Source organism: Pseudomonas sp. R15(2017), assembly GCF_002112685.1.
GTDB lineage: Bacteria > Pseudomonadota > Gammaproteobacteria > Pseudomonadales > Pseudomonadaceae > Aquipseudomonas > Aquipseudomonas glycinae.
The window spans coordinates 270550-295338 of the sequence record NZ_NEII01000007.1 but is presented as its reverse complement, the minus strand read 5'-3'; the positions used below and the strand labels follow the sequence as shown (position 1 = coordinate 295338).

Below are 24789 nucleotides of genomic sequence, written 5' to 3'. Positions count from 1 at the left end.
CTGTGGCGAGATTGCCCCCACGGCATAAAGCCGCAGGGATGACGGCCGATAAACAGGTATCTGACGGCATGCAAGGAACCGCTTCGATGACTGCTATTGGTACGCTGACCCCCGGTAACAGTGGCGTTGCGTCGTTGCTGGAAAGTTCTGAAACCTCCGTTGATGATGAGTCCGGCACAGACGCGGCATCATTGGGAAGCCCGACCTTGGTCGAGGGCATCAAAGTGTCGCTGTCCGGTGCCGCCATTGCTAAATCCGCCGGTGCCGGCGGGAAAAACCGCGATATCGAAGAAAGCGACCTGCCGGAAAACGTCCAGCAATTGCTGAAGATGATTCGCAAGTTTCGCCAGCAGATCGCCGAGAAGAACGCCCAGATCAACGCGCTGATGGCCAACAAGACCCTTTCCAATGAAGAGCGGTTCGCCAAGATCGCTGCCCTTAAAGGTGCCATCTCCGCCCTCAACAACGGTCTGATCACCGCCAATCTGTCTCTGGCCAAGGTCATCGACCAATCAAGCCTGACCGCTGAACAGAACCTTAAAACCAACTCGCTGCTGATGAAGAGCTAAATCACCCGCGAAAAACGCTGGCGATTTTGCTGTTCCAGGTAGGCGTCGAACACCATGCACACCGAGCGCACCAGCAGTCGTCCCGCCGGCAGCACGGTGATGCGTTCGCGATCCAGTTCGATCAACCCGTCCTGCGCCATGCCCTGCAATTGTGGCCAGAGCGCGCCGAAGTAGCCCTGAAAATCGATGTTGAAGCTGCGCTCGATCTCGGCGAAATCCAGGCTGAAGTTGCAGATCAGTTGCTGAATTACCGCGCGGCGCAGGCGATCGTCAGCGTTGCACACCAGGCCCCGGCTGGTTGCCAGTTGCGCGCCGGCCAGAGTGTTCTGGTAGTGATTGAGGTCGCTGCTGTTCTGGCAATACAGGTCGCCGATCTGGCTGATGGCCGACACGCCCAGGCCGATCAAGTCGCAATGGCCGTGGGTGGTGTAGCCCTGGAAATTGCGTTGCAGGGTCGACTCTTCCTGAGCAATCGCCAGTTCATCGTCGGGCAGGGCGAAGTGGTCCATACCGATGTAGCGATAGCCGGCGGCGGTCAGTTGTTCGATGGTGCGTTGCAGCATTTCCAGTTTCTGCGCCGGACTCGGCAGTTCGTTGCCATTGATCCGCCGCTGCGGCATGAAGCGTTCCGGCAGGTGCGCGTAGTTGAATACCGAGAGCCGGTCCGGTTGCAGGCTGATGACTTCCTCGACGGTGCGGGCGAAGTTGTCAGGGGTCTGCTTGGGCAGGCCGTAGATCAGATCGATGTTGATCGAGCGAAATTGCAGGGTGCGCGCCGCGTCGATCACCGCGCGGGTTTCTTCCAGGCTTTGCAGGCGATTGACCGCCCGTTGCACCGCCGGATCGAGATCCTGCAGGCCGATGCTGACCCGATTGAAACCCAGCTCGCGCAGCAGGCCCATGGTCGACCAGTCGGCTTCGCGCGGGTCGATTTCGATGCCGTAGTCGCCGGAATCGTCATCCAGCAGATTGAAATGCTTGCGCAGGTGCGCCATCAACTGGCGCAATTCATCGTGGCTAAGAAAGGTCGGCGTGCCGCCGCCAAAGTGCAGTTGCTCGACTTTCTGCGCCGGGTCGAGGTGGCAGGCGATCAGCTGGATTTCCTGCTCGAGCCGTTGCAGATACGGCAACGCGCGGCCGCGATCCTTGGTGATGACCTTGTTGCAGGCGCAGTAGTAGCAGATGTTCGCGCAGAACGGCACGTGCACGTACAGCGACAACGGGCGCAGGGCCTTGCGGCTGTCGCGCAGGGCGTGGAGCAGGTCGAAGGTGCCGACCTGACTGTGAAATTGCACGGCCGTCGGGTACGAGGTGTAGCGCGGCCCCGCCAGGTCGTAGCGGCGGATCAAATCAGTGTCCCAACGAATGGCGTCGAGCATGCGGGCATTCCCCCGGATAGGCTGGCAGTGTGCCGAGTCTAGGGGAGGGCACAAAAAGGCATCTTGATTTGCATCAACGGGATCAGTGGCCCATCAGCCAGTGCTGGTGCGGCCCCGGCAGGGTCCAGATGCCGAACAGGATCACCAAAAGACCGCCGGCCATGCGCACGCTGCGTTTGCGCAACAGTGCAGTCACTCGTTCCGCCGCGAGTCCGGTCGCCAGCAACACTGGCCAGGTGCCGAGCCCGAAGGCGAGCATCAGCAACGCGCTGTCCAGCGCATTGCCCTGACTGGCCGACCACAGCAACGTGCTGTAAACCAGCCCGCACGGCAGCCAGCCCCACAGCGCGCCAAGCAGCAAGGCGCGGGGCAGGCTCGACACCGGCAGCAGACGATTGGCGACCGGTTGAATGTAACGCCACAGTCCGCGACCGAGGCTTTCAATGCGTGTCAGGCCGCTCCACCAGCCTGCCAGGTACAGGCCCATGGCGATCAGCAGCAAACCCGCGATCACGCGCATGAACAGCGCGGCTGGACTGTTGGCCACCGCCCATCCTGCCAGCCCGATCAGCAACCCGGCCGTGGCATAGCTGAGAATTCGCCCGAGGTTATAAGCCAGCAGCAATCGAAAGCGTCGGCTGCGTTGTTCCTTGGGAATCGCCAGGGTCAGCGCGCCCATCAGACCGCCGCACATGCCCAGGCAATGCCCGCCGCCGAGCAGGCCGAGAATCAACGCAGACACCAGCAGTGGCGCCAGTTCAAGCATGGGGTGGCGCCTTGTCGTCCGGTTTGGCCGGGTTGGCTTCGTCCACAGCGGCGGTGTGGTTCGGGTCCTGATCGTCGAACAGGATGCTGTGGGCCGGGCCGTCGAGGTCGTCGTACTGGCCGCTGTCCACCGCCCAGAAGAAGATGTAGACGGCGATGGCCACGATCAGCAGCGCGGCCGGAATCATCACGTAGAGAGCTGGCATCTGTACTCCATGTCCGCGCGGCTCAGGCCGGCAGCGGGCGGGTTTCTGACGTGGCGCTGACGGCCGGCGCACTCGGCAGGCGAGTCAGGCGCAGGGCATTGAGCACCACGGTCAGCGAACTGATCGACATGCCGACGGCGGCCCACACCGGAGTGATCCAGCCGAGGGCGGCGAACGGCAACATGAGGCCATTGTACAGCGCGGCCCACAACAGGTTCTCGATGATCACCCGGCGAGTGCGGCGGGCCAGCGTGAAGGCTTGTACCAAGGCGTCGAGACGGTTGGACAGCAACACGGCGTCGGCACTGGTTTTTGCCAGATCGGTGGCCGAACCCATGGCCACGCTGATGTCCGCAGCGGCCAGTACCGGCACGTCGTTGACCCCGTCGCCGAGCATCAACACCTTGCGGCCGTCCCTGTGCAGTTGTTGCAGCACTTGCAGCTTGTCGTCCGGACGCAGACCGCCCCGGGCTTCGTCGATGCCCAGTTCGGCGGCGACACTGGCGACCATTGGCGAACTGTCGCCCGACAGCAGCAGCGTGCGCCAGCCGCGCGCCTTGCACGCCGCGAGCAGGGCCGGGGCGTCATCGCGCAGACGGTCGTCGAGGGCGAACCAGGCCAGCGGTCCGTGACTGTCACCGAGCAGCAACCATTGCCCCGGTTCCTTCGGCATCGACGGCACAGGCGCGCCGCTGAGATCACAGACAAAATCCGCCTGGCCGATGCGCAAGCGTTGTTCGCCAACCAACCCTTCAAGCCCCAGGCCGGGCGTGCTGTGGACGTCTTCGGCAGCCAGCGGCGCGCGGCCGAAGGCGCGGGCAATCGGGTGTTCGGAACGGTTTTCCAGGGCGGCGGCGAGGCTCAGGCATTGATCGCTGTCGAGGGCGCCGAGCGGGCGGATCGAGCGCAGTACCAGTCGGCCTTCGGTGAGGGTGCCGGTCTTGTCGAAAATCACCGTGTCGATCTGGTTCAGACCTTCCAGCACATGGCCGCGGGTCAGCAGCAGGCCGAGTTTGTGCAGGGTGCCGGTGGCGGCGGTGAGGGCGGTCGGTGTCGCCAGCGACAGCGCGCACGGGCAGGTCGCCACCAGCATGGCGAGGACGATCCAGAACGCCCGTGACGAATCCAGTTCCCACCACAGCAAGCCGATGGCGGCCGCCGCGATCAACGACAGCAACAGGAACCATTGCGCGGCGCGGTCGGCGATTTCCGCCAGCCGTGGTTTTTCTGCCTGGGCGCGATCCAGCAGGCGGACGATCGCCGAGAGTCGCGTGTCCTGGCCGAGCGCCTGCACCTCGACGGTCAGCGCGCCTTCCACGTTCAGCGTGCCGGCGGTGACCGCATCGCCCTTGGCACGCGGTTGCGGCAGGTATTCGCCGGTCAGCACCGATTCGTCGATGCTCGACTGGCCATCAAGAATCTTGCCGTCCGCCGGCAGCACCGATCCGGGTTGCACCAGCACCCGATCACCGAGGCGCAGTTCGCTGAGCAGGATCCGCTCGCTCTGGCCGGCGTCGTCGAGGCGCAGGCACGAGGCGGGCAGCAGATTGACCAGTTGCGCGGTGGCGGCAGCAGTGCGCTCGCGGGCGCGGCGTTCGAGGTAGCGCCCGGCGAGCAGGAACAGCGCGAACATGCCCACCGCGTCGAAATACAGCTCGCCGACCCCGGTAATAGAGGTCCAGATCCCGGCGACGTAAGCCGCGCCGATCGCCAGCGACACCGAGACGTCCATGGTCAAATGACGGGTGCGCAAGTCGCGCATGGCGCCTTTGAAAAACGGCGCGCAGCTGTAGAACACGATCGGCGTGGTCAGGAACAGCGCGACCCAGCGCAGGATCGTATGCAGCTCCGGGCTGAGGTCGATGTTGAATTCCGGCCAGGTCGCCATGGTCGCCATCATCGCCTGGAACCACAGCAGCCCGGCGACCCCGAGCTGGCGCAGGGCCAGGCGGTTTTCACTGGCCAGTTGTTCGCTGGCGCGGTCGGCCTGATATGGGTGCGCGGCGTAGCCGATGTGGCGCAGTTCGCCGAGGATCTGGCTCAGCGGCAACTGAGCGTCAGCCCAGCGCACATGCAGGCGATGGTTGGACAGGTTCAGCCGCGCCTCGGCCACGGCGGGCAGGGTGCGCAGGTGTTTCTCGATCAGCCAGCCGCAGGCGGCGCAACTGATGCCTTCCATCAACAGCGTGGTCTCAGCCAGTTCACCTTCGTGACGGACGAAGGGTTGCTGCACATCGGCGCGGTCGTACAGCGCCAACTCGTCCACCAGTTGCACCGGCAGCGCTTCGGGGTTGGCCGAGGCTTCGCTGCGATGCTGGTAATAGCTTTCCAGACCACCGGCGACGATGGCTTCGGCCACGGCCTGGCAGCCGGGGCAGCAGAACTCGCGGGACTCCCCGAGCACGACGGCGGTGAAGCGGCTGCCGGACGGGACGGGCAGGGCGCAGTGGTAGCAGGGGATTGGAATGGTCATGAGGCGTTCCGATGATCGTTCCCACGCTCCGCGTGGGAATGCCTCCCTGGACGCTCCGCGTCCGCTTCGGCTGGGACGCGTAGCGTCCCTGGCTGCGTGCCCACGCAGAGCGTGGGAACGATCAGAGTAAGGCTTATTTCTTCAGGTCTTCTGCACCCTGCAACGGCTCATCACCCAACAATAAATCCTTGTCATGGCTGACCAGCTCTTCCTCGAACATCCGCCACACGTGATCGTCCTGAGTACCCAGCAACTCCACAAAACGCCGGCCTTCGATCTTGTCGCTCAACTGGCCGATGTAGCGGCCGGTTTCAGTCTCGCTGCGGGCCAGGACGATCTTGCGATCCTTCTCCGGCTGGGTCGGCGAGATCAGGTTCAGTTCCAGGGTCTTAGGCTGGCTGTCGCCGCTCAGGCGCAGGTCGACCTCGCCAGTGACGTCGTCCAGATGCACGGCCGCGCGCATCTTCAGGGTCTGCGCCAGCAGCTCGCGATCCAGCGAACGGTTGATGCCCTTGCCGGCCTCGTAGTAGTTGTCGTTGACCAGATTGTCCGGGTTGTTCACCGCGATGGTCACCATGGACAGCGTCAGGGTCACCGAACAGGCCAGAATCCCGATGATGATCCATGGCCAAAGGTGCTTGTACCAGGGACTTGCGGCGTTTACTGCGGGCATGTTCAGTTCTCTCAACGATTCTGTGGGCCGATGAACCGGCTCTTGGCTTCTACGTGGACGCTGTCGTCATCGGCATCCTTGAGGATGAATTTCACCTCGTTGGTGCTCGATGGCAATTGTTCAGGCGCGCTCGACAGCTCGACCGGCATGCTGAAGATTTCCCCGGCCGGGACCTTGATCTCGCGCTTGCCTTGCAGGCGCAGATCCGGCAAACCGGCGGCTTCCAGGACGTAGGTGTGGTCGCGCTGATCCTTGTTCATGATCTTCAGGCTGTAGACGTTTTCGATCCGGCCTTCGGCGTTTTCACGGTACAGCACGCGGTCCTTGCTGACGTCGAAACCCACCAGCGAACGCATGAAGAAGGCTGTCACCAGCAGGCTGATCATCGTCAGCAGCACCACGGCATAACCGATCAGGCGTGGCCGCAGTTTATGGGTTTTCTGCCCGGACAAGTTGTGTTCGGTGGTGTAGCTGATCAGCCCGCGAGGGTAATCCATTTTGTCCATGATGCTGTCGCAGGCGTCGATGCATGCGGCGCAACCGATGCATTCGATCTGCAGGCCGTCGCGGATGTCGATGCCGGTCGGGCAGACCTGGACGCACATGGTGCAGTCGATGCAATCGCCCAGGCCCTGAGCCTTGTAGTCGACGCCTTTCTTGCGCGGGCCACGGCTTTCACCGCGACGCGGGTCGTAGGAAACGATCAGCGTGTCCTTGTCGAACATCACGCTCTGGAAGCGTGCATACGGACACATGTAGATGCACACCTGCTCGCGCAGCCAGCCGGCGTTGCCGTACGTGGCGAGGGTGAAGAAACCGACCCAGAAATACGACCAGCCATCGGCCTGGCCGGTGAAGAATTCGATTACCAGTTCGCGGATCGGCGAAAAGTAGCCGACGAAGGTCATGCCGGTGACGAAACCGATCAACAGCCACAACGCATGCTTGGCGAATTTGCGCAGGAACTTGTTGGCGCTCATCGGCGCCTTGTCGAGTTTGATGCGCTGGTTGCGGTCGCCTTCGGTGACCTTCTCGCACCACATGAAAATCCACGTCCACACGCTTTGCGGGCAGGTGTACCCGCACCAGACCCGCCCGGCATACACGGTGATGAAAAACAGACCGAACGCGGCAATGATCAGCAGGCCCGACAGCAGAATGAAATCCTGCGGCCAGAACGTGGCGCCGAAGATGAAAAACTTGCGTTCCGGCAGGTTCCACCATACGGCTTGATGGCCGCCCCAGTTCAGCCACACCGTTCCGAAATACAACAGGAACAGCGCCGCGCCGCCCATCATCCGCAGATTACGGAACAGGCCGGTGAAAGCACGGGTGTAGATTTTTTCTCGAGAGGCGTAAAGATCGACGCTGTTGTTCGCGTTCTTGCTGGGTGGCGTGACGTCATGTACCGGAATCTGGTTGCTCATCATTGCATCCCACGGCAGTGGAAAAATGCCTCGGTCGATACGTGCCGGCCGGGGTCAGAAAGGGTGTTGCAGTGGCCCAATGATACGCCTGTACTACCGACGAACGGGTGCGACCTTTGGTCGCGTTGGGCAAAATCAATTGATGGTGTAATGACTTGAATCAATTGACTTGTGCGGGATCACCATTTTTTTGCTCGGTCGATGAATGAGTCTAGGCGATTCGTTGCCGTTGCGCTGCCGGGTGATCCGCATGGCCGAAAACCGGCCCTTCGTCGTCCGGTTTCCGTAATTGAACTTAGAGGGGTCCTTACTTGAAGTTAGGGGCTCTGTTTTCTGCTGTTCTTGTATTTGAAACAAGTTTATTTAATTGCTCATGTTGTCGGCTTTGAAAGTTTCCGTTTGATCGAATATGTTTGCGTCTGGCGAAATTCAGTTGCTAGTCATTATTCAAGTTAAATGGAGTTTCAATGTTATGGATTTAAATGGAGTTGTAAAGTTTCTGCTGGGTATCTGTTTATTATCTTCTGTCACGCTGGCTCATGCCGTCGAGGGCACGCCACGGCATATGGTGTTCGCATCCGATACGCAGTATCCCTGGACTGACAATACCGATAGTGGAGCGCCGGAATCCGATGCGGACTTTGAGAAACGTGCCAAGTGGCTGGTGGACAGCCAACTGGGCAGTATCGCCGAATTTCGAAATGCCCACGGTGGGCAGGCGGCAATCCCGTTGATGATCAATGGCGACATTACTGCTTTTGGCCATGGTTGGCAGCGCTCGTATATGAAGTCGGCCCTTGAGAAATACTTCAAGGGTGATTACCTGTATGGCTTGGGTAATCATGACTACGAAAATAATGTTGATGACTGTTTCAGTAATAGTTGTGCGGCGGGCAGTATTACCGAGTTCAACGAACATCATAAGAGCAAGGTGGATAACTTTGATCTCAAGGTCACTGGTGCTTTTCTGAATGTCCTTTATTCAGGCAGTCTCGCTTACTCGAAAAATGTCGGAGAAGTTCATCTGGTGCAGCTCAACAATGAACCCACCTACGCCACAAAGATTGCTCATGCGTTGAATCCGACAACCTTCAATATCACCAGTGCCCTGGACTGGCTGGAGAACGATTTGAGGGTGGCGAGGGCGCAGGGTTACGCCATCATCCTCAACATGCACAAGTGGGATGACTGGCAGGGAGACTGGCAACAGGAGCAGCGCTTTCTGGACATGATCGAGAAGTATGAAGTCACGGCCATTTTTGCGGGTCATTACCATGCGCGAGGTGGAGCCAAGCGCTGGATGGGTAAGGTGCCGATGTTTCTCAGCGGCGCAACGTCCCAGCAAACGTACCTGACGGCCAGTTTTTCGGATGATCGCAGGCAGCTGCACGTCAATCTGGTCGAGAACAATGAATGGCAAAAGCCGCGATTCGTGCATACGGTTCCGGTGAAGTCCATCTGGGCCAATCGTCCATAAAAAATGGCTCGGGCATCGCTTTTACAGATCTGACTCTTTCAAGGATGAAAATGTATGAATAAAGGCACTCTCAAAGCACTCGGCATTACTCAGAAAGAAATTGATGCATTGGACGTCATTCTGAATAGCGCCAGCGCGGTAGCTCCCTTGGCCGTCGTGTACCTGCAAACGGCTCTGCGAGCGCTTGAGCCGGTCGAAGCTGCGCAGGGGACGAAGGATCTGGCCAGTCAGAAAGGCAACCAGCCGGGCGATGCCGGCAAGCAGCGCAGACCTTCGGGCCTGGACAGTCTCGGTGGAGGCAATATTCTTTGAATCAGTAGAGAGGGAAACAAAACGGCCCCGCCAATTCTCATTGGCGGGGCCGTTTTGTTTGCTTCAGGCGTTGGTCTTACTGAGCCTCGGCTTCCGCTGGTTTTTCACCGTGGGACAGGCTGTAAACGTAAGCCGCCAGCAGGTGAACCTTGTCGTTGCCTTGCAGTTGTTCCTGGGCAGGCATCTGGCCCTGACGGCCGTAACGGATGGTCTGCTGCAGTTGCGCGAAGCTCGAACCGTAGATGAACGCGGCCGGGTGGGTCAGGTTCGGGGCGCCCATTGCCGGGGTGCCTTTGCCTTCCGGACCGTGGCAGGCCACGCAGTTGGCGGCGAACAGTTTCTGGCCGTTGGCCGGATCTGCCTTGGTGCCTTCCGGCAGCTTGCGGCCATCCAGATTGGTCAGCACGAACGCGGCCACGTCGGCCACGCCTTGCTCGCCGATCACTTCAGCCCAGGCCGGCATCACGGCGTGACGACCGCCCATGATGGTGGTCTTGATGGTTTCCGGCTCGCCGCCCCAGCGCCAGTCGGCGTCGGTCAGGTTCGGGAAGCCATAAGCGCCCTTGGCGTCGGAACCGTGGCAGACCGAGCAGTTGGAGGCGAACAGACGGCCCCCCATCTTCAGGGCTTGCGGATCCTTGGCCACTTCTTCGATCGGCATGGCGGCGAACTTGGCGAAGATCGGACCGAACTTGGCGTCCGAACGCGCCATTTCCTTTTCCCATTCGTGAACGCCGGTCCAGCCGGTCTGGCCGTTGGCGAACGCGGTCTGCTTCTCGGTATCGAGGTAGTTGTAGCCCGGCAGCAGGCCTTTCCAGTTGCCCAGGCCCGGGTACAGCACCAGATAACCCAGAGCGAAGACGATGGTGCCCACGAACAGCATGAACCACCATTTCGGCAGCGGGTTGTCGTACTCCTCGATCCCGTCGAAGGAGTGGCCCACTGTCTCGTCCGTCTGTTCGCTGCGCTGGCCCTTGCGGGTCGACAGCAACAGCCAGGTCAGGGAAAAGATCGTACCGAGACTGAGGACTGTGACGTACAGACTCCAGAATGTAGTCATTCTTTGTTACTCCTAGAAGCTTGCTCGACGTGCTTGATGGCTTCGGGATCATCCGCGAAGGGCAGCAAGGTCGCGTCTTCAAACTCCGACTTGCGCTTGGGGCTGAACACCCACAACGCCAGGCCGATGAAGGCAACCATCACGACAACGGTGCCCAGGCCTCGAATCATCCCGATATCCATCAGAATCACCGTTTGCTTTTGATGATGGTGCCCAGGCCTTGCAGATAGGCCACCAGCGCGTCCATTTCGGTTTTGCCCTTCACGGCATCTCTTGCACCGGCGATGTCTTCGTCGGTGTAAGGGACGCCGAGCGTGCGCAACACTTCCATTTTCTTGGCCGTGTCTTTGCCATCGAGCTTGTTTTCTACGAGGAACGGGTAGGCCGGCATTTTCGACTCGGGGACGACGTTGCGCGGGTTGTACAAGTGCGCACGCTGCCAGTCATCGGAGTAACGACCGCCGACGCGGGCCAGGTCCGGGCCGGTACGTTTGGAACCCCACAGGAACGGGTGATCCCAGACGCTTTCACCGGCGACCGAGTAGTGGCCATAGCGTTCGGTTTCGGCACGGAACGGTCGGATCATCTGCGAGTGGCAGCCGACACAGCCGTTGGCGATGTAAACGTCGCGGCCTTCCAGTTCAAGGGCGGTGCGCGGCTTCATGCCTTCGACCGGCTTGTTGGTGACGTCCTGGAAAAACAGCGGAACGATTTGGGTCAGGCCACCGACGCTGACGGCGATGACCATGAAGAAAGCCAGCAGGCCAATATTCTTCTCGACAGCTTCATGCTTCATCAGTGAGCTCCAACTACGGCGATCTTGGCGGCGGCTTCGGCTTCAGCCGGGTTCGAGGCGCGCACGGTGCGCCATACGTTGTAAGCCATCAGCAGCATGCCGCTGGCGAAGAACGCACCGCCCAGGGCGCGGACGATGTAGCCAGGGTGGCTGGCCTGCAGCGCTTCCACGAACGAGTAGGTGAGGGTGCCGTCGTCGTTGATTGCACGCCACATCAGGCCTTGAGTGATGCCGTTGACCCACATCGAAGCGATATACAGCACGGTACCGATGGTCGCGAGCCAGAAGTGCGCGTTGATCAGGCCGGTGCTGTGCATCTGCGCACGGCCGAACAGTTTCGGGATCATGTGGTAGATCGCGCCGATCGAGATCATCGCTACCCAGCCGAGTGCGCCAGCGTGTACGTGGCCGATGGTCCAGTCGGTGTAGTGCGAGAGCGAGTTGACGGTCTTGATCGCCATCATCGGACCTTCAAAGGTCGACATGCCGTAGAACGCCAGCGAAACCACGAGGAAGCGCAGGATCGGGTCGGTGCGCAGCTTATGCCAGGCGCCCGACAGGGTCATCATGCCGTTGATCATGCCGCCCCAGCTTGGCGCCAGCAGGATGATCGACATCGCCATGCCCAGCGACTGTGCCCAGTCCGGCAGTGCGGTGTAGTGCAGGTGGTGCGGGCCGGCCCAGATGTACAGGGTGATCAGCGCCCAGAAGTGCACGATCGACAGACGATAGGAGTAGATCGGACGTTCGGCCTGTTTCGGCACGAAGTAGTACATCATCCCCAGGAAGCCGGTGGTCAGGAAGAAGCCCACGGCGTTGTGGCCGTACCACCACTGGATCATCGCGTCGGTGGCGCCCGAGTAGGCCGAGTAGGACTTGAACAGGCTGACCGGCAGCGACATGTGGTTGACGATGTGCAGCATCGCGGTCACCACGATGAACGCACCGTAGAACCAGTTGCCGACATAGATGTGCTTGGTCTTGCGCTTGGTGATGGTGCCGAAGAACACCAGACCGTAGGTGACCCAGACAATGGCTAGCAGAATGGCGAGGGGCCATTCCAGTTCCGCGTATTCCTTGGTGGTGGTGTAACCCAGCGGCAAGGTAATGATCGCGCCGACGATTACCGCTTGCCATCCCCAGAAGGTGAAGGCCGCGAGGCTGTCGGAAATCAGTCGCGTCTGGCAGGTTCGCTGCACGACATAGTAGGAAGTGGCAAACAGTGCACAACCACCGAAGGCGAAAATCACCAGGTTTGTGTGCAACGGGCGCAGGCGTCCAAAGCTCGTCCACGGCAGACCGAAATTCAACTCCGGCCAGACCAGTTGCGAGGCGATGAAGACACCGAGCCCCATGCCAAGGATCCCCCAGACCACCGTCATGATGGCGAACTGGCGGACTACCTTATAGTTATAAGCAGTCGGACTGATTGCTGTGCTCATTCTAAGGTTCCACGGTTTGGGTGTTTTATTAGGATTAAAATCGGCCGCAAGTATGTAGAAAGCAGGGGGTCAATGCAACGCGCCATGACCTGGGTCAATGCTTTCCAACGCTGATTCTGCGGCCTTTCCATGCGCCGCGTAAGGACAAAATTGCCCTCGGGCAAAATGTCGCAGCGAACAAAAAAAGTGAGGGGTCCCGGTCGGATGTAACGGGGTGTGTTCGAACGCTCGGTTCGGGTGACGGACGGTAATCGGCACGACAGCCGGTATCTACCGGCCTTTGCGGCCATGTCAGTCAGCCGATTCGTTCAACGCCTCGCTCAGGGTCGACCTGGAACCGGCACGGGCCAGTCCGCATCGAGCAAGCGTAGACCCGAATCCGGGTAATCGAAAGGAGAGGGGGTAACGGGGTGCGACAATGCGTCGCAAAGAGGCTGGAAACTGCCGCACTGGAAACGTGCGGCAGTGTTGTACTCAATGATTATTGCTTGTTGTCTTCAGTAATCAGTTTTTCTGTATTCAGTCCGTGACTCAAGCTGTACACGTAAGCGGCGAGCAGTTGCACTTTGTCGTTGCCCAGCAGCTCGTTCTGAGCTGGCATGTGGCCCTGACGACCATGGCGAATGGTCTGCTCGAGCTCGGTCAGGCTGGTGCCGTAGATGAAACCGGCCGGATGCGTCAGATTCGGCGCGCCCATGGCTTCGGTGCCTTGGCCGTTTGCCCCGTGACAGGCGGTGCAGGTTGTGCTGAACGCCTGCTGACCCGCTTGAAGATCAGCCTTGTTGTCCGCCGGCAGTGGCAGCCCCGCCAGTTCATGACGCACATAGGCGGCAACGTTTTTCACGCCAGTCTCGCCCAGCACTTCACCCCACGCCGGCATCGCCGCCATCCGGCCACCCATGATGGTGGCCTTGATGGTTTCGGCGCTGCCGCCCCAACGCCAGTCCTTGTCGGCGAGATTAGGGAAGCCGAACGCGCCCTTGGCGTCCGAGCCGTGGCACACCGAGCAATTGGAGGCGAACAGACGGCCACCCATTTTCAGCGCCTGCGGATCCTTCGCCACTTCTTCCACCGGCATGGCGGCGAATTTGGCGAAGATCGGCCCGAATTTGGCGTCAGCCTTGCTCATTTCCTTTTCCCACTCGTGGACGCCGGTCCAGCCGTCCTCGTAGCCGGGCAGGATGCCTTTCCAGTTGCCCAGGCCCGGATAAAGGATCAGATAACCCACGGAAAACACCAGCGTGCCGGCGAACAGCATGAACCACCACTGCGGCAGCGGGTTGTCGTACTCCTCGATGCCGTCGAAGCTGTGGCCCATGGTCTGGTCGACGCTGCCCTTGGTCTCGCCCCGACGGGTGCCGACCAGCAGCCAGGTCAGGCCGATCAGGCTGCCGATGGTCAGTACGCAGATCCACGTACTCCAGAAGGTGGTCATGGCCGGGTACTCCTTGTTTCAGATGCTTGGGTTGGGTCGGGTTGTGGCTCGTCGGCAAACGGCAGCAGGCGTGCTTCGGCGAATTCCGGCGTGCGCTTGCGGTTGAACACCCAAAGGGTCAGGCCGACGAAGGCTACGAACACCACGACCGTGCCGAGGCCGCGAATCAGCCCCGCGCTCATTTCAATGACCATTTCTCACCTCTTGCTCTTGATCGCAGTGCCGAGCACTTGCAGGTAGGAGACGAGGGCGTCCATTTCGGTCTTGCCCTTGAGGCTGGCCACCGCGCCGCTGATGTCGTCATCGGTGTAGGGCACGCCGAGGGTGCGCATGGTCTTGAGCTTGGTTTCGGTGTGGCTGCTGTCGACCGGCTGGGTAACCAACCATGGGTAGGCCGGCATCTTCGATTCCGGTACAACGTTGCGCGGGTTGTACAAGTGCGCACGGTGCCAGTCATCCGAGTAACGCGCGCCGACCCGGGCCAGATCCGGACCGGTACGCTTGGAACCCCACAGGAACGGGTGATCCCACACGCTTTCGCCGGCCACCGAGTAGTGGCCGTAGCGTTCGGTTTCGGCGCGGAACGGACGGATCATCTGCGAGTGGCAGCCGACGCAGCCTTCGCGGATGTAGATGTCGCGGCCTTCCAGTTGCAGCGCGGTGTAGGGTTTCATGCCTTCCACCGGTTTGTTGGTCACGTCCTGGAAGAACAGCGGGACGATCTGGGTCAGGCCGCCGATGCTCACGGCGAACACCATCAGCAGCATCAGCAGGCCGACGTTCTTTTCAATCGTTTCGTGTTTCATGGCGGACTCCTCAGGCCATCTGCGCGGCAGCAACGACGTCAGCAGGCTGCGAGGCCCGCACGGTGCGCCAGGTGTTGTAAGCCATCAGGAACATGCCGCTGAGGAAGATCGCCCCGCCAATCAGCCGCACGACGAAGCCCGGGTGGCTGGCCACCAGGGTTTCGACGAAGGAGTAGGTCAGCGTGCCGTCCTCGTTCACCGCACGCCACATCAGGCCCTGGGCGATGCCGTTGACCCACATCGAGGCGATGTAGAGCACGGTGCCGATGGTCGCGAGCCAGAAGTGCGCATTGATCAGGCCGATGCTGTGCATCTGCTCTTTGCCGAAGACTTTCGGGATCATGTGATACAGCGCGCCTATGGAAATCATCGCCACCCAGCCGAGTGCGCCGGCGTGTACGTGGCCGATGGTCCAGTCGGTGTAGTGGGAGAGGGCGTTGACGGTCTTGATCGCCATCATCGGACCTTCGAAGGTCGACATGCCGTAGAACGCCAGCGACACCACCAGGAAGCGCAGGATCGGGTCGCTGCGCAACTTATGCCAGGCGCCCGAGAGGGTCATCATGCCGTTGATCATGCCGCCCCAGCTCGGCGCCAGCAGAATCAGCGACATCACCATGCCCAGAGACTGCGCCCAGTCCGGCAGCGCGGTGTAGTGCAAGTGGTGCGGGCCGGCCCAGATGTACAGGGTGATCAGCGCCCAGAAGTGCACGATCGACAGGCGATACGAATACACCGGACGTTCGGCCTGCTTCGGCACGAAGTAGTACATCATCCCGAGGAAACCGGCGGTGAGGAAAAAGCCTACGGCGTTGTGGCCGTACCACCATTGCACCATCGCGTCGGTTGCACCGGCGTACACCGAGTAGGACTTGGTGAAGCTCACCGGCAGCTCAAGGTTGTTGACGATGTGCAGGATCGCCACGGTGATGATGAACGCGCCGAAGAACCAGTTGCCCACGTAAATGTGCTTGGTCTTGCGCTGCATGATCGTGCCGAAAAACACGATGGCGTAGGCGACCCAGACGATGGTGATCAGAATGTCGATCGGCCATTCCAGCTCGGCGTATTCCTTGGAGCTAGTGTAACCCAGTGGCAGGCTGATGGCTGCCAATAGAATCACAAGCTGCCAGCCCCAGAAGCAGAACGCGGCGATTTTCGGCGCGAACAGTTGGGTCTGGCAGGTGCGCTGCACCGAGTAGAACGAACTGGCGAACAAGGCACAGCCGCCGAACGCGAAGATCACCGCGTTGGTGTGCAGCGGGCGCAGGCGTCCGAAGCTGGTCCACGGCAGGTTGAAGTTGAGTTCGGGCCAGACCAATTGAGCCGCGAGAAAAACCCCGAGCCCCATGCCGACGATGCCCCACACCACCGTCATAATGGCGAATTGGCGGACCACCTTGTAGTTGTAGGCGGTACTGATAGAAGTGTTCATGGTTCCCCATCCACGGTTCAGCCGAAGTGAGCGCCAACAGCGCGTCCTTCGCCTGGAGTTATAGGCAGACTAAAAGCGAGGCAAGCATGGACAAACAGCACAAGGCCAGTATTGACGGGGATCAATGGGCGCAGTGCCTGCGGGATCACGGGTGGCTTTGGGATGCGGCTGTTGGTGAGGCTTCGGCGACGCTGATCCTGGCGCATGGGGCGGGGGCGCCGATGGATAGCGACTGGATGAACGATATGGCTGGGCGCCTTGCCGGGCTTGGTATCAACGTGTTGCGGTTTGAGTTTCCTTATATGGCGCAGCGGCGGGTTGATGGGGTCAAGCGACCGCCGAATCCTGCGGGGAAATTGCAGGAGTGCTGGCGTGAGGTTTATGGCCTGGTGCGACTTCATGTCGCTGGTCCGCTTGCGATTGGCGGGAAGTCCATGGGTGGGCGGATGGCGAGTTTGTTGGCTGATGAGCTTGGCGCTGATGCTTTGGTTTGTCTGGGGTATCCGTTTTATGCGGTTGGGAAACCGGAGAAGCCTCGGGTTGAGCATTTGGCTGGGTTGAAGACTCGGACGTTGATTGTTCAGGGGGAGCGGGATGCGTTGGGGAATCGGGGCGCTGTCGAGGCTTACGATCTATCGCCGAGTATTGAGGTGTTTTGGCTGGCCTCCGGGGATCATGATTTGAAGCCGCTCAAGGTGTCCGGATTTACGCATGAGGAGCATTTGGCTGCCGCCGCGCAGAGGCTGGTCGAGTTTCTCAAGCACTGATCGAGGTTTTGAACCGCGTAAAAATTGAATTGGTCAACAATTCTGTGTCCGGGAATTGTTGACCAATACATAAATAGCGTCGCCGGTGCCGTGTGAGTCAGCAAAAAGCCGCTAGTTTTTCACCGAATCTGAAAGTCTTTTTCAGAGATTCCTTAGGTGATGACATAGGTTTGCGTGGCACTGGTGGCAACGACTCGTAGAGGGGTCTGAGGGCCTGCTGGGGCTGGAGAAGGGGGAGTTGGCGTAGGTCTACTATAGTGGACGCATATGAAGTCCCATGTTCCAGATGCGACTCCTAAGTTAATTAAATCAGTTGTGGGTATCTCACCCCTTATAAACACGCCCTCGTTTCTGCGTAGTGCCCAGAAAATATCATAATCCGTAAGTGTGTAGGTTTTAACCAGTATGGCAACACTGTTGGAGTTGTCTATTAAATAAAACTCAGCCACATCATCTACTCTCAATGCACGCGGCAAAAGATAGCGGATAGTTAAGAAGTTCGGGCCGTTAGGCTGGTCTATCTGTGGGGCAAAACTAGTGCCAGGCACTCCGGGCGGGATGAGAACAGCGGCCGTGGCTGTAAAGGCGTTCGACATGGTTGTTGCCGCAGGTGCAAGCGTTATGGGGGTTGGCATAGGAGTAAAGATCATGTTTGCATCCTCTGTTTTTCTCGTGCCAGTAATTTATATGGTCGAGATTGTTTGGGTGAATTGATTCTGCCGGGCACTGGCGTGTCACGCACCTGTTAGAAGTTGCAGCTTTTTATATTTTTTGGCAGTTAAGCACGGGTTGATTATTTCGTTTTTTAAATGTGCAATCCCTGATCGGTGTGCGAGGTTTGGTTTACCGCAGGGCAGATATAGCCCGGACCGGTGAAGTCCGGGCACATCCTTGATGTCGCAAAAGCGTGGACGCTATTCACTGATCACCAGGTTAAAGCGTCCGATGGGCTGTGTCCGAAAACCATGACTCTTGAACTTCGCTTCAAAAGTGCCCACTGCAATTCCCTTGGCAGGATTGAGGTCTATTTTCAAGGTGGCTTCATTGGCATGGACCACTCTCCAACTCTCAAAGCCCTCCGGCGGGGGAAATGAAATACTGTTACTGAAGTTCAATTTGTCCTTAAGCGTGTACGTGGCGTTGAGAGGGGCGTCATTGATGTACGGGAAACTCATGCTGTAGGCGAAGTAGTTTCCGCTAGAAACTGAGCCGATAGCCCCTAAGATTGACCAGAACTGCTCACCCGTTGGCGGATACGTAAATCGATAAAACAGGGATCTTTCAGCTGTCACTTCGGGATTGCTCCCAAATGTCCAGTAGAACTCATTTGCGAGGATCGCAGTGCTGTTGGATTTAGGGACAAAAATAGTATGACTGCTCATCTGGAATTCCTTTTTCATGAAGGGTGATCGGCGTTCTCTTAATAGATCGCCAGACACTTGATATGCCTTTTTCAAGATGAGCGTCTACTGTCATACCTGACAGCTGGGCGATGAGTATCAAATGTGCTTGTTTCCGGTCTGGTGATTAAAGAACCTAGACGGTGGGCATATCCGTTGCTGCGGGTATGGCTGCTTAGGGTTCCGCCCTGACGGCGGGTCACTTTTTACAAACGCCCGGAATGCCGGCCCAGAAAAAAGTAACCAAAAACGCTTGCTCCTACGTCCGGCCCACTCGCTGAGGCTCGGGGTTCCTTCGTTCCGGGATTCATCCGGTGGGGCATCGCCTACGGTTTGCTTCGCTGCACCTCCTCTCGATGTGTTTGGCTTCGCCAAACGGTCGCTGCGGGAGCTGGCTTGCCAGCGATGGCGGCCTACGAGGCGACCAGTTTTTGACAGGTGCGTCCGATCCAATGCGGGCTTGCTCGCGAAAGCGGTCTGCCAGAACACAGCAAAGGAACAGGACTGAATGCCCCGCCCATCAGAGCAGGAAGGGCACTGGCGACTAGGTTGCTTGGGGTCGTATATCGTTCAACTCTATGGCCACCCCGTATTTTTTCTTTAAGTTTTCATCATGAGTGACAATTATCAAGCAAGGGATATTGACGGCAAGCCACTCTATGATTGTGTGTGCCGTTTCCTTGTCGAGTGCCGAAGTTGGCTCATCTAATATCACGGTTGGCTTGTCTCTTAGAATGGCTCGGCCAATAGCAATACGTTGCTTTTCTCCCCCGCTGAGTTCGCTATTTGTCGCGCCTATTACGGTATCGAGTAAAGCATCAGTATCGGAATCCTTTCGCGAAAATCCCAGAAGCTCGACGACCTGTCTTATTTTCTGCGAGCAGGCGTTTTCAGCGCCATACAGGAGGTTGTCCTTAAAGGTTCCGCCTATCAGGATAGGTTTTTGCGGCGCTACGGAAACTTCAGAGAGTATGAATTCGCTCATGCTTTCGTTTATCAAATGTCCTTTATAGTACGCCGTTCCGGTGTAGCTTTCTTCGAAGCCTAAAAGTGTATTGATAAGTGTTGTTTTTCCTGCACCAGAAGCACCAGAGATGATATTTACACCTGGCCTGAACTCATGAGTAATGTTGGAGAGTATGGTGTTGTTGTCTTTGCTGAGTGACAGGTTGCTCAGGACAAAACCCTGTGCAGTCTGAGATGTATTCGGTTTTTGCGGAAGGGTTATTTTTTCTTCAATGTATTTGATGCCGTCATTCAGAGAAACGATATTGGCCTGGAGGTTTATAAGGGTCCCTGCCATTAAATGTAACTGCATCGTAAACATTGTGATGTAGCCAATGATCATGACGAAGTCGCCGGTTGTCAGTTTTGAGCCATAGTGGGTGCCTGACAGAATAACAAAAAAAGCCAGCACGACTCCGATTGCCAACCCTTGGGTGCCGACTCGTATGCCCATATGAAGATTGGCTTTTCTGATTGTCTTGACGTAACCGTCGAAAAAAAACTTTCCCTGCGTGACATTCCTTGTGTTGCGTGTTGTTGAGTTTGATGTCGTAAGTTCGGCCGAGCCTTTCAACTGTGTAGCTGGATAAGTTGTCATCAGCCTCAAATAATTCTCGGTGAATGTTCGAGCTGGATTTTGCCACGTATGTCGATATGCAAATCAATACCAAGGAGGCGAGGAGGAAAAGAAGTGCATAGGTGAGGCCCATGATCGAATAAAGTACGCTGATGGCAATGATGATTTCTACTGCGATGGGGGTAATTGTCCAGAATACGCCTACCGTCACCATGCTGAAGCTTCTTGCGGATCTGCTTATATCGGAGACAACATATCCAGGATCCAGGTTCTGTTGTTTTTTATAGGGGTAGCGAAAGACTTTGTTAATGATCGCCTCGTATATTGTGGTATCGCATTTTGCGAGCATCCAGGCTGAAAAAATGCCACGTATGTTCGACAAGACTTGCGAAAGTGTCCATATGGCCGAATAAGAGGCTGCAAAAAAAAGGAACTGTGTTTGTAGGTTGTTCGCCTCTTGGATAGAGTTTGCGGTATTTCTCAACAGTACAGGGAGGAGCGAATTTAAGGCGCTGCATAGAAGAAAAATGATCGATACGCCTACAAAGCTGATGGTGAGTTGGCGGTAGTTGTTGGAGACTATTTTAAAGATTGTTATGTATTGATAAGACCAGTTCATTTGTGGGTGGACCTTATATTGTTTGTGTCATTGAAAATTTCCGTGATAGATGAGGGGTGTTAGCTACGATTGTTTCGCCTACTTCGATCTACGCATACGAATGGACGTCGAATGGCTCGACTCCAATAAAGAAATTACAGATTTTTCGTTTCTCATTGTGTATTAAAAGAAGCAAATAGTAGCGCTCCAGGTGCTTGATCCTTAATTACAGAGCAGGCTGGGTGATATGAATTGCTTGGGCGCATTTTTTTCAATTTTGCCGTGCCACGTTAATGTGGAACTGATTCACCAGATCGTTTTTCAGCTTTCAGTGACCTTGTTACGGTAAATTCCACGCGCCAGGTGCACAAGCCGGCGGATTCTGTCGTTGTTGTAGGCAATGACGAGAGGATCTGTAGGCTTCGTATGACGTTCCAGGAAGTGTTTTAAACGTGTTCAGTTTGATCCTGAACGTCGTCCGATTTTTGCGAGGCACACTTGAGTTTTGAGTGGTGATTCCTGGCTTTGTAATCATTGGCAAATGACATCTGAGTTGCCGATTAGGCTCCGCTGGTCGACGGATCAAGATCATGAGCTGCAGGCGAGAAAACCCCCATCCTGTTGAGTTTTACTGTCGGGTATTTGCTATTCGTAAACATGATTGGGTGTTTAGGTTTAAACCACACAAAGCGTTACTCCATAAGGGCTACAACACCTTGCGTCGTTGCCTACGCGTACGCCAGAATCCGCCGGCTTACGCGGCTTGGAGAGGGCTATATCGTTTCCCTGTCACTGAAAAGTGGCTGGGTTTGGTAGCCCGATTCGAGTTGTGGTTATTGCGACACCTTCAATGCTGTCTCTCTTTTGAGGTGCAGCTTTGTATGGTGGGCATGCGTGGGGCTCATTCGTGAGCGCCGGGTTTCCCAATTCGACCGGTCTACCAACCCGCGCATGGCCGCCACCCGCCGTTTGGTAGCGAGGGTGATGGCTCCCATTTTTTCGAATTGGAGTTCTAACTATGTTCAAAGCCACACCAAACCCGCCAGAAACCGATTCAACCTCCAACGACCCCGAGCTCGAGTCCCGAAAGACAAAAGAAGCCGCCGACCGCGCACTCGACTTTTACCTCGGCCCCGAAATCCCGAAGTACTTCCCGCCCAAGGCCCGTCCTATCTTTATGGTCGATCCCACACTCGATGACGAAACGCTGCTCGTCGAAGCCTGCGAATCACTGTCGTCAGCCAACGCCATGGCCGGCAATATCGCCAACTCGGTGAAAGGCCCGGAGCGCAAACCGCTGCTGGCGCTGCAACAGCTGATCATGTTGAACGAGCTGCTGGTTAATCGAGTGCTGGACAGGCTGAAATTGCCTTAATGATTCGCTCGCTGTTATGGCCTCTTCGCGGGCAAGCCCGCTCCCACAAGGATGGTGGTGTTGCGAGATTTTGTGGCCAATGCGAAACCCTGTGGGAGTGGGCTTGCCCACGAAGAGGGCGGTGCTGGTCACATCCATTTCAGACAGGTAATAAAAAACCCGGAAGCTCTCGCTATCCGGGTTTTTTCTATTGCAGAACAATCAGCGGTTAAACCGCTCCACCAACGAGTATTGCGTGTTGGCAGTCTTGGTCAGCTCTTCACTCAGCAACGCCGAGTTATGCGCCTGTTCCGAGGTCTGGTCCGCCAGTTCCGAGATGTTGCTGATGTTGCGGCTGATTTCTTCAGCCACGGCACTTTGCTCTTCGGTCGCGGCGGCGATCTGGGTGGTCATGTCGGTGATGTTGGCCACCGCTTCGCTGATGCCCACCAGGGCCTGATCCGCTTCCAGTACCCGCGCTACACCTTCTTCCGCCTGGCGATGGCCGGCTTCCATGGTTTGTACGGCGCTGGTGGCGGTCTGCTGCAACTTGGCGATGAGGGCGTGGATCTGGCCGGTGGATTCGCTGGTGCGTTGTGCCAGTTGGCGGACTTCGTCGGCGACTACGGCAAAACCACGGCCCATCTCGCCGGCACGTGCTGCTTCAATCGCAGCGTTGAGCGCGAGCAGGTTGGTCTGGTCGGCGATGCCTTTGATCACGTCGACCACGCCGCCGATTTCGTCGCTGTCCTTGGCCAGTTGGGTGACGGTCAGGCCGGTTTCACCGACCACGACCGACAGACGCTGGATGGCTTCGCGGGTTTCGCCGGCGATGTCGCGGCCGCGGCCGGTCAGGCGGTTGGCTTCCTGAGTGGCGTCGGCGGTGCGCTGGACGTGGCTCGCCACTTCCTGGGTGGTGGCGGCCATCTGGTTGACGGCGGTGGCGACCTGTTCGGTTTCCACGCGCTGACGTTCCAGACCGCTGGAGCTGTTGTGCGCCAGGGCGTCGGATTGCTTGGCCTGATCGGTCAGGTGCTCGGCGGTGTCCTGCAGACGGGTCAGGCAGGTTTTCAGGCGCGCTTCCTGGCTGAGGATCGACATCTCCAGACGCGCCTGGGCGCCACGGCTATCGGTGTACATCTGCGCGATCAACGGGTCGGAGGTGGTCTGCTCGGCCAGACGCAGCAGGCGCTTGAGCCCGCGTTGTTGCCATTGCAGGCCCAGCAGGCCCAGCGGCACCGACAGACCGGCGGCGAGGGCGAAGCCCCACTGCGAGTTGAGGGTGGCGCCGATCATGAAGCTCAACTGGCTGACCAGAATGAACGGCAGCCAGTCCTGCACAATCGGCAGCCACTTGTCGCTCGAAGGAATCGCCGACTTGCCCTGGTTGATGCGTTGGTAGAGCGCTTCGGCACGGCGGATCTGTTCGGCGGTGGGTTTGACCCGCACCGACTCGTAACCGACCACCTGATTGCCATCGAACACCGGCGTTACATAGGCGTTCACCCAGTAATGATCACCGGTCTTGCAGCGATTCTTGACAATGCCCATCCATGGCAAGCCTTGTTTCAGTGTGCCCCACATGTGCGAAAACACCGCCGCCGGCACGTCAGGGTGACGAACCAGGTTGTGCGGCGCACGGATCAGTTCCTCACGCGAAAACCCGCTGATTTCGACGAAAGCGTCGTTGCAGTAGGTGATCACGCCCTTGGCGTCGGTTGTGGAAATCAACCGTTGCTGAGCCGGGAAAGTCCGTTCGCGTTGTGTAATGGGCTGGTTATTACGCATGGTTTTTCAATCCGCAAGGCTTTGAAAGGTTGTCGGCGGGGTCAGCCATTTATTGAAATTTTTTTTCATTTATAAGTACGGCGTCGCAAAACGGCCCTTGCTTCAACCCGCGAGCATCGGATAGGTGAACAGACCGAAGTGCAGCAGGTTCAGGCCAAAATGCGTCGCGATCGCCGCACCGAGCCCGCCAAAACGGTAGGCCAGACCATAGCCGACACCCGCCAGGCTCGCCAGCAACACCCATTGCCAGCCAGCGCCCACATGCACCAGGCCGAACAGCAGGGACGCCAGCAGCAGCGCGAGGTTTTCGCCGTAAGGCAGGTGTTTGAAGCGCCGGCTCATGCCGCCCTGTATATAGCCGCGAAACAGCGTTTCTTCGACCAGCGTCACCAGCAGCAGATTGTTCAGCACCCACAGCCACGCCTGATCCGGCCATTTCGGTGCCCAGGTGATCATGCCCAGCAACACCGCACCGCCGAGCGCCAGAATCACGCTCAACGTCAGTGCCAGCGCGGTGGCGTACACCGTCAGGCGCAAGGAGCGTCGCGCGACGATCCATGGGCAGACCAGCAGCAGCCAGAAGCCAATCAGCGGTTTGTCGAGATTCAGGTACATCGAGAACGGCACGGCATTGTCGGTGAAGCGCTGCGGCTCGATGGCCCGGCCGTTGTAGAAGCCCGGCAGCCAATGCAGGGCTAGCGCCAGAGCCAGCACGATAAACAGGCCATGGCCGAGATAACGCCCGACCGGCACGGTTTGCTGGCGCACGGCGTAACCGGCGAAAACCAGCAGCGCAATGGAGATCAGCGCCAGCCAGCCGAGCTGGCCGAAACTCGACGCCAATCCGTAACCAAGGCTGAGAAGCCCGAGATAGAGCCATGGCAGAGCTGTCATGGAAAGTCCTTGTGCACGATTTGTGGACAGGGTTTCTACACGGGTGGGGGCGAGGGGACAAGTGAAGTTGCGGCGAGAAACCGGGACAACATGCAAACCTGTGGCTGACACTGAGACCTGTGGGAGACCTGTGGGAGCTGGCTTGCCAGCG

The 24789-nt window shown here is 58.2% G+C and carries 24 protein-coding genes; 5 read left to right on the top strand and 19 right to left on the bottom strand.

The genetic code is table 11. The annotated features are described in order from the left end of the window. Positions 1–86: 86 nt before the first annotated feature. A complete protein-coding gene (locus CAF77_RS16515) occupies positions 87–569 on the top strand; it encodes a hypothetical protein (RefSeq protein ID WP_064378771.1) in 483 nt (160 codons plus the stop codon). Here CAF77_RS16515 and hemN read toward each other — a convergent pair. From hemN to ccoG, 6 genes are all read right to left on the bottom strand, one after another. Beyond that, positions 566–1948, bottom strand: coding sequence for an oxygen-independent coproporphyrinogen III oxidase (hemN, locus tag CAF77_RS16510; RefSeq protein ID WP_085655237.1), 1383 nt, complete (start codon positions 1946–1948; stop codon positions 566–568). The two genes, CAF77_RS16515 and hemN, sit on opposite strands and share 4 nt — an antisense overlap. 82 nt (positions 1949–2030) lie before the next feature. Beyond that, positions 2031–2714, bottom strand: a complete 684-nt coding sequence (locus tag CAF77_RS16505) for a sulfite exporter TauE/SafE family protein (protein WP_064378773.1) — start codon at positions 2712–2714, stop codon at positions 2031–2033. Further along, the gene (ccoS, locus tag CAF77_RS16500; protein ID WP_007951659.1) at positions 2707–2919 is read right to left on the bottom strand and encodes a cbb3-type cytochrome oxidase assembly protein CcoS; all 213 of its coding nucleotides are present in this window, start codon (positions 2917–2919) and stop codon (positions 2707–2709) included. Before ccoS ends, CAF77_RS16505 begins: the two co-directional genes overlap by 8 nt. Before the next feature lie 22 nt (positions 2920–2941). Continuing rightward, entirely contained in the window at positions 2942–5392 is a 2451-nt protein-coding gene (locus tag CAF77_RS16495; RefSeq protein WP_085655236.1) for a heavy metal translocating P-type ATPase, read from the bottom strand. A 133-nt stretch (positions 5393–5525) separates the two neighbouring features. Beyond that, a complete protein-coding gene (locus tag CAF77_RS16490) occupies positions 5526–6065 on the bottom strand; it encodes a FixH family protein (protein WP_064378776.1) in 540 nt (179 codons plus the stop codon). An 11-nt stretch (positions 6066–6076) separates the two neighbouring features. Continuing rightward, positions 6077–7492 carry a cytochrome c oxidase accessory protein CcoG gene (gene ccoG, locus CAF77_RS16485; protein ID WP_064378777.1) on the bottom strand — a complete coding sequence of 472 codons (1416 nt, stop codon included), beginning with the start codon at positions 7490–7492 and terminating at the stop codon, positions 6077–6079. Positions 7493–7964: 472 nt separating this feature from the next. On the opposite strand from ccoG, the gene CAF77_RS16480 reads away from it, so the two are divergent. Then, positions 7965–8969 (top strand): metallophosphoesterase, encoded by a 1005-nt coding sequence (locus tag CAF77_RS16480; protein WP_064378778.1) that lies wholly within the window; start codon positions 7965–7967, stop codon positions 8967–8969. A 54-nt stretch (positions 8970–9023) separates the two neighbouring features. Then, on the top strand, positions 9024–9281 hold the full coding sequence (locus CAF77_RS16475; protein WP_064378779.1) for a hypothetical protein: 258 nt from the start codon (positions 9024–9026) through the stop codon (positions 9279–9281). A 76-nt stretch (positions 9282–9357) separates the two neighbouring features. Here the strand turns inward: CAF77_RS16475 and ccoP (CAF77_RS16470) are convergent, their stop codons facing one another. The 8 genes from ccoP (CAF77_RS16470) to ccoN (CAF77_RS16435) form a co-directional block, all read right to left on the bottom strand. Continuing rightward, a complete protein-coding gene (gene ccoP / locus CAF77_RS16470) occupies positions 9358–10341 on the bottom strand; it encodes a cytochrome-c oxidase, cbb3-type subunit III (RefSeq protein ID WP_011333286.1) in 984 nt (327 codons plus the stop codon). Then, positions 10338–10523: a CcoQ/FixQ family Cbb3-type cytochrome c oxidase assembly chaperone gene (locus CAF77_RS16465; protein WP_003175465.1), complete on the bottom strand. Its 186-nt coding sequence runs from the start codon at positions 10521–10523 to the stop codon at positions 10338–10340. Before CAF77_RS16465 ends, ccoP (CAF77_RS16470) begins: the two co-directional genes overlap by 4 nt. 5 nt (positions 10524–10528) lie before the next feature. Then, complete coding sequence (gene ccoO, locus CAF77_RS16460; protein ID WP_011333287.1) at positions 10529–11137, bottom strand: cytochrome-c oxidase, cbb3-type subunit II; 609 nt, start codon at positions 11135–11137, stop codon at positions 10529–10531. Beyond that, positions 11137–12579 (bottom strand): cytochrome-c oxidase, cbb3-type subunit I, encoded by a 1443-nt coding sequence (gene ccoN, locus CAF77_RS16455; protein ID WP_064378780.1) that lies wholly within the window; start codon positions 12577–12579, stop codon positions 11137–11139. The genes ccoO (CAF77_RS16460) and ccoN (CAF77_RS16455) overlap by 1 nt, the downstream gene beginning before the upstream one ends. A gap of 481 nt (positions 12580–13060) precedes the next feature. Continuing rightward, a complete protein-coding gene (gene ccoP / locus CAF77_RS16450) occupies positions 13061–14014 on the bottom strand; it encodes a cytochrome-c oxidase, cbb3-type subunit III (RefSeq protein WP_085655235.1) in 954 nt (317 codons plus the stop codon). Continuing rightward, a complete protein-coding gene (locus tag CAF77_RS16445; protein WP_064378782.1) occupies positions 14011–14208 on the bottom strand; it encodes a cbb3-type cytochrome c oxidase subunit 3 in 198 nt (65 codons plus the stop codon). The genes ccoP (CAF77_RS16450) and CAF77_RS16445 overlap by 4 nt, the downstream gene beginning before the upstream one ends. A 3-nt stretch (positions 14209–14211) precedes the next feature. Beyond that, the gene (gene ccoO / locus CAF77_RS16440; RefSeq protein ID WP_039770055.1) at positions 14212–14820 is read right to left on the bottom strand and encodes a cytochrome-c oxidase, cbb3-type subunit II; all 609 of its coding nucleotides are present in this window, start codon (positions 14818–14820) and stop codon (positions 14212–14214) included. Positions 14821–14830: 10 nt separating this feature from the next. Then, complete coding sequence (gene ccoN / locus CAF77_RS16435; RefSeq protein ID WP_007969190.1) at positions 14831–16255, bottom strand: cytochrome-c oxidase, cbb3-type subunit I; 1425 nt, start codon at positions 16253–16255, stop codon at positions 14831–14833. Between the two features lie 86 nt (positions 16256–16341). On the opposite strand from ccoN (CAF77_RS16435), the gene CAF77_RS16430 reads away from it, so the two are divergent. Continuing rightward, positions 16342–17022, top strand: a complete 681-nt coding sequence (locus CAF77_RS16430) for an alpha/beta family hydrolase (protein WP_064378783.1) — start codon at positions 16342–16344, stop codon at positions 17020–17022. 914 nt (positions 17023–17936) lie between these two features. Here the strand turns inward: CAF77_RS16430 and CAF77_RS16425 are convergent. From CAF77_RS16425 to CAF77_RS29755, 3 genes are all read right to left on the bottom strand, one after another. Continuing rightward, complete coding sequence (locus CAF77_RS16425; protein WP_064378784.1) at positions 17937–18404, bottom strand: hypothetical protein; 468 nt, start codon at positions 18402–18404, stop codon at positions 17937–17939. Between the two features lie 562 nt (positions 18405–18966). Further along, positions 18967–19725: an ABC transporter ATP-binding protein gene (locus CAF77_RS16420; RefSeq protein ID WP_170928964.1), complete on the bottom strand. Its 759-nt coding sequence runs from the start codon at positions 19723–19725 to the stop codon at positions 18967–18969. Then, positions 19676–20623 carry an ABC transporter transmembrane domain-containing protein gene (locus CAF77_RS29755; protein ID WP_085655261.1) on the bottom strand — a complete coding sequence of 316 codons (948 nt, stop codon included), beginning with the start codon at positions 20621–20623 and terminating at the stop codon, positions 19676–19678. The genes CAF77_RS16420 and CAF77_RS29755 overlap by 50 nt, the downstream gene beginning before the upstream one ends. Positions 20624–21620: 997 nt before the next feature. On the opposite strand from CAF77_RS29755, the gene CAF77_RS16410 reads away from it, so the two are divergent. Then, complete coding sequence (locus CAF77_RS16410) at positions 21621–21977, top strand: DUF6124 family protein (RefSeq protein ID WP_085655233.1); 357 nt, start codon at positions 21621–21623, stop codon at positions 21975–21977. 201 nt (positions 21978–22178) lie between these two features. Here the strand turns inward: CAF77_RS16410 and CAF77_RS16405 are convergent, their stop codons facing one another. Next, the gene (locus CAF77_RS16405) at positions 22179–23744 is read right to left on the bottom strand and encodes a PAS domain-containing methyl-accepting chemotaxis protein (RefSeq protein WP_085655232.1); all 1566 of its coding nucleotides are present in this window, start codon (positions 23742–23744) and stop codon (positions 22179–22181) included. Positions 23745–23846: 102 nt separating this feature from the next. Continuing rightward, on the bottom strand, positions 23847–24638 hold the full coding sequence (locus CAF77_RS16400; RefSeq protein WP_085655231.1) for a CPBP family intramembrane glutamic endopeptidase: 792 nt from the start codon (positions 24636–24638) through the stop codon (positions 23847–23849). Positions 24639–24789 lie beyond the last annotated feature (151 nt).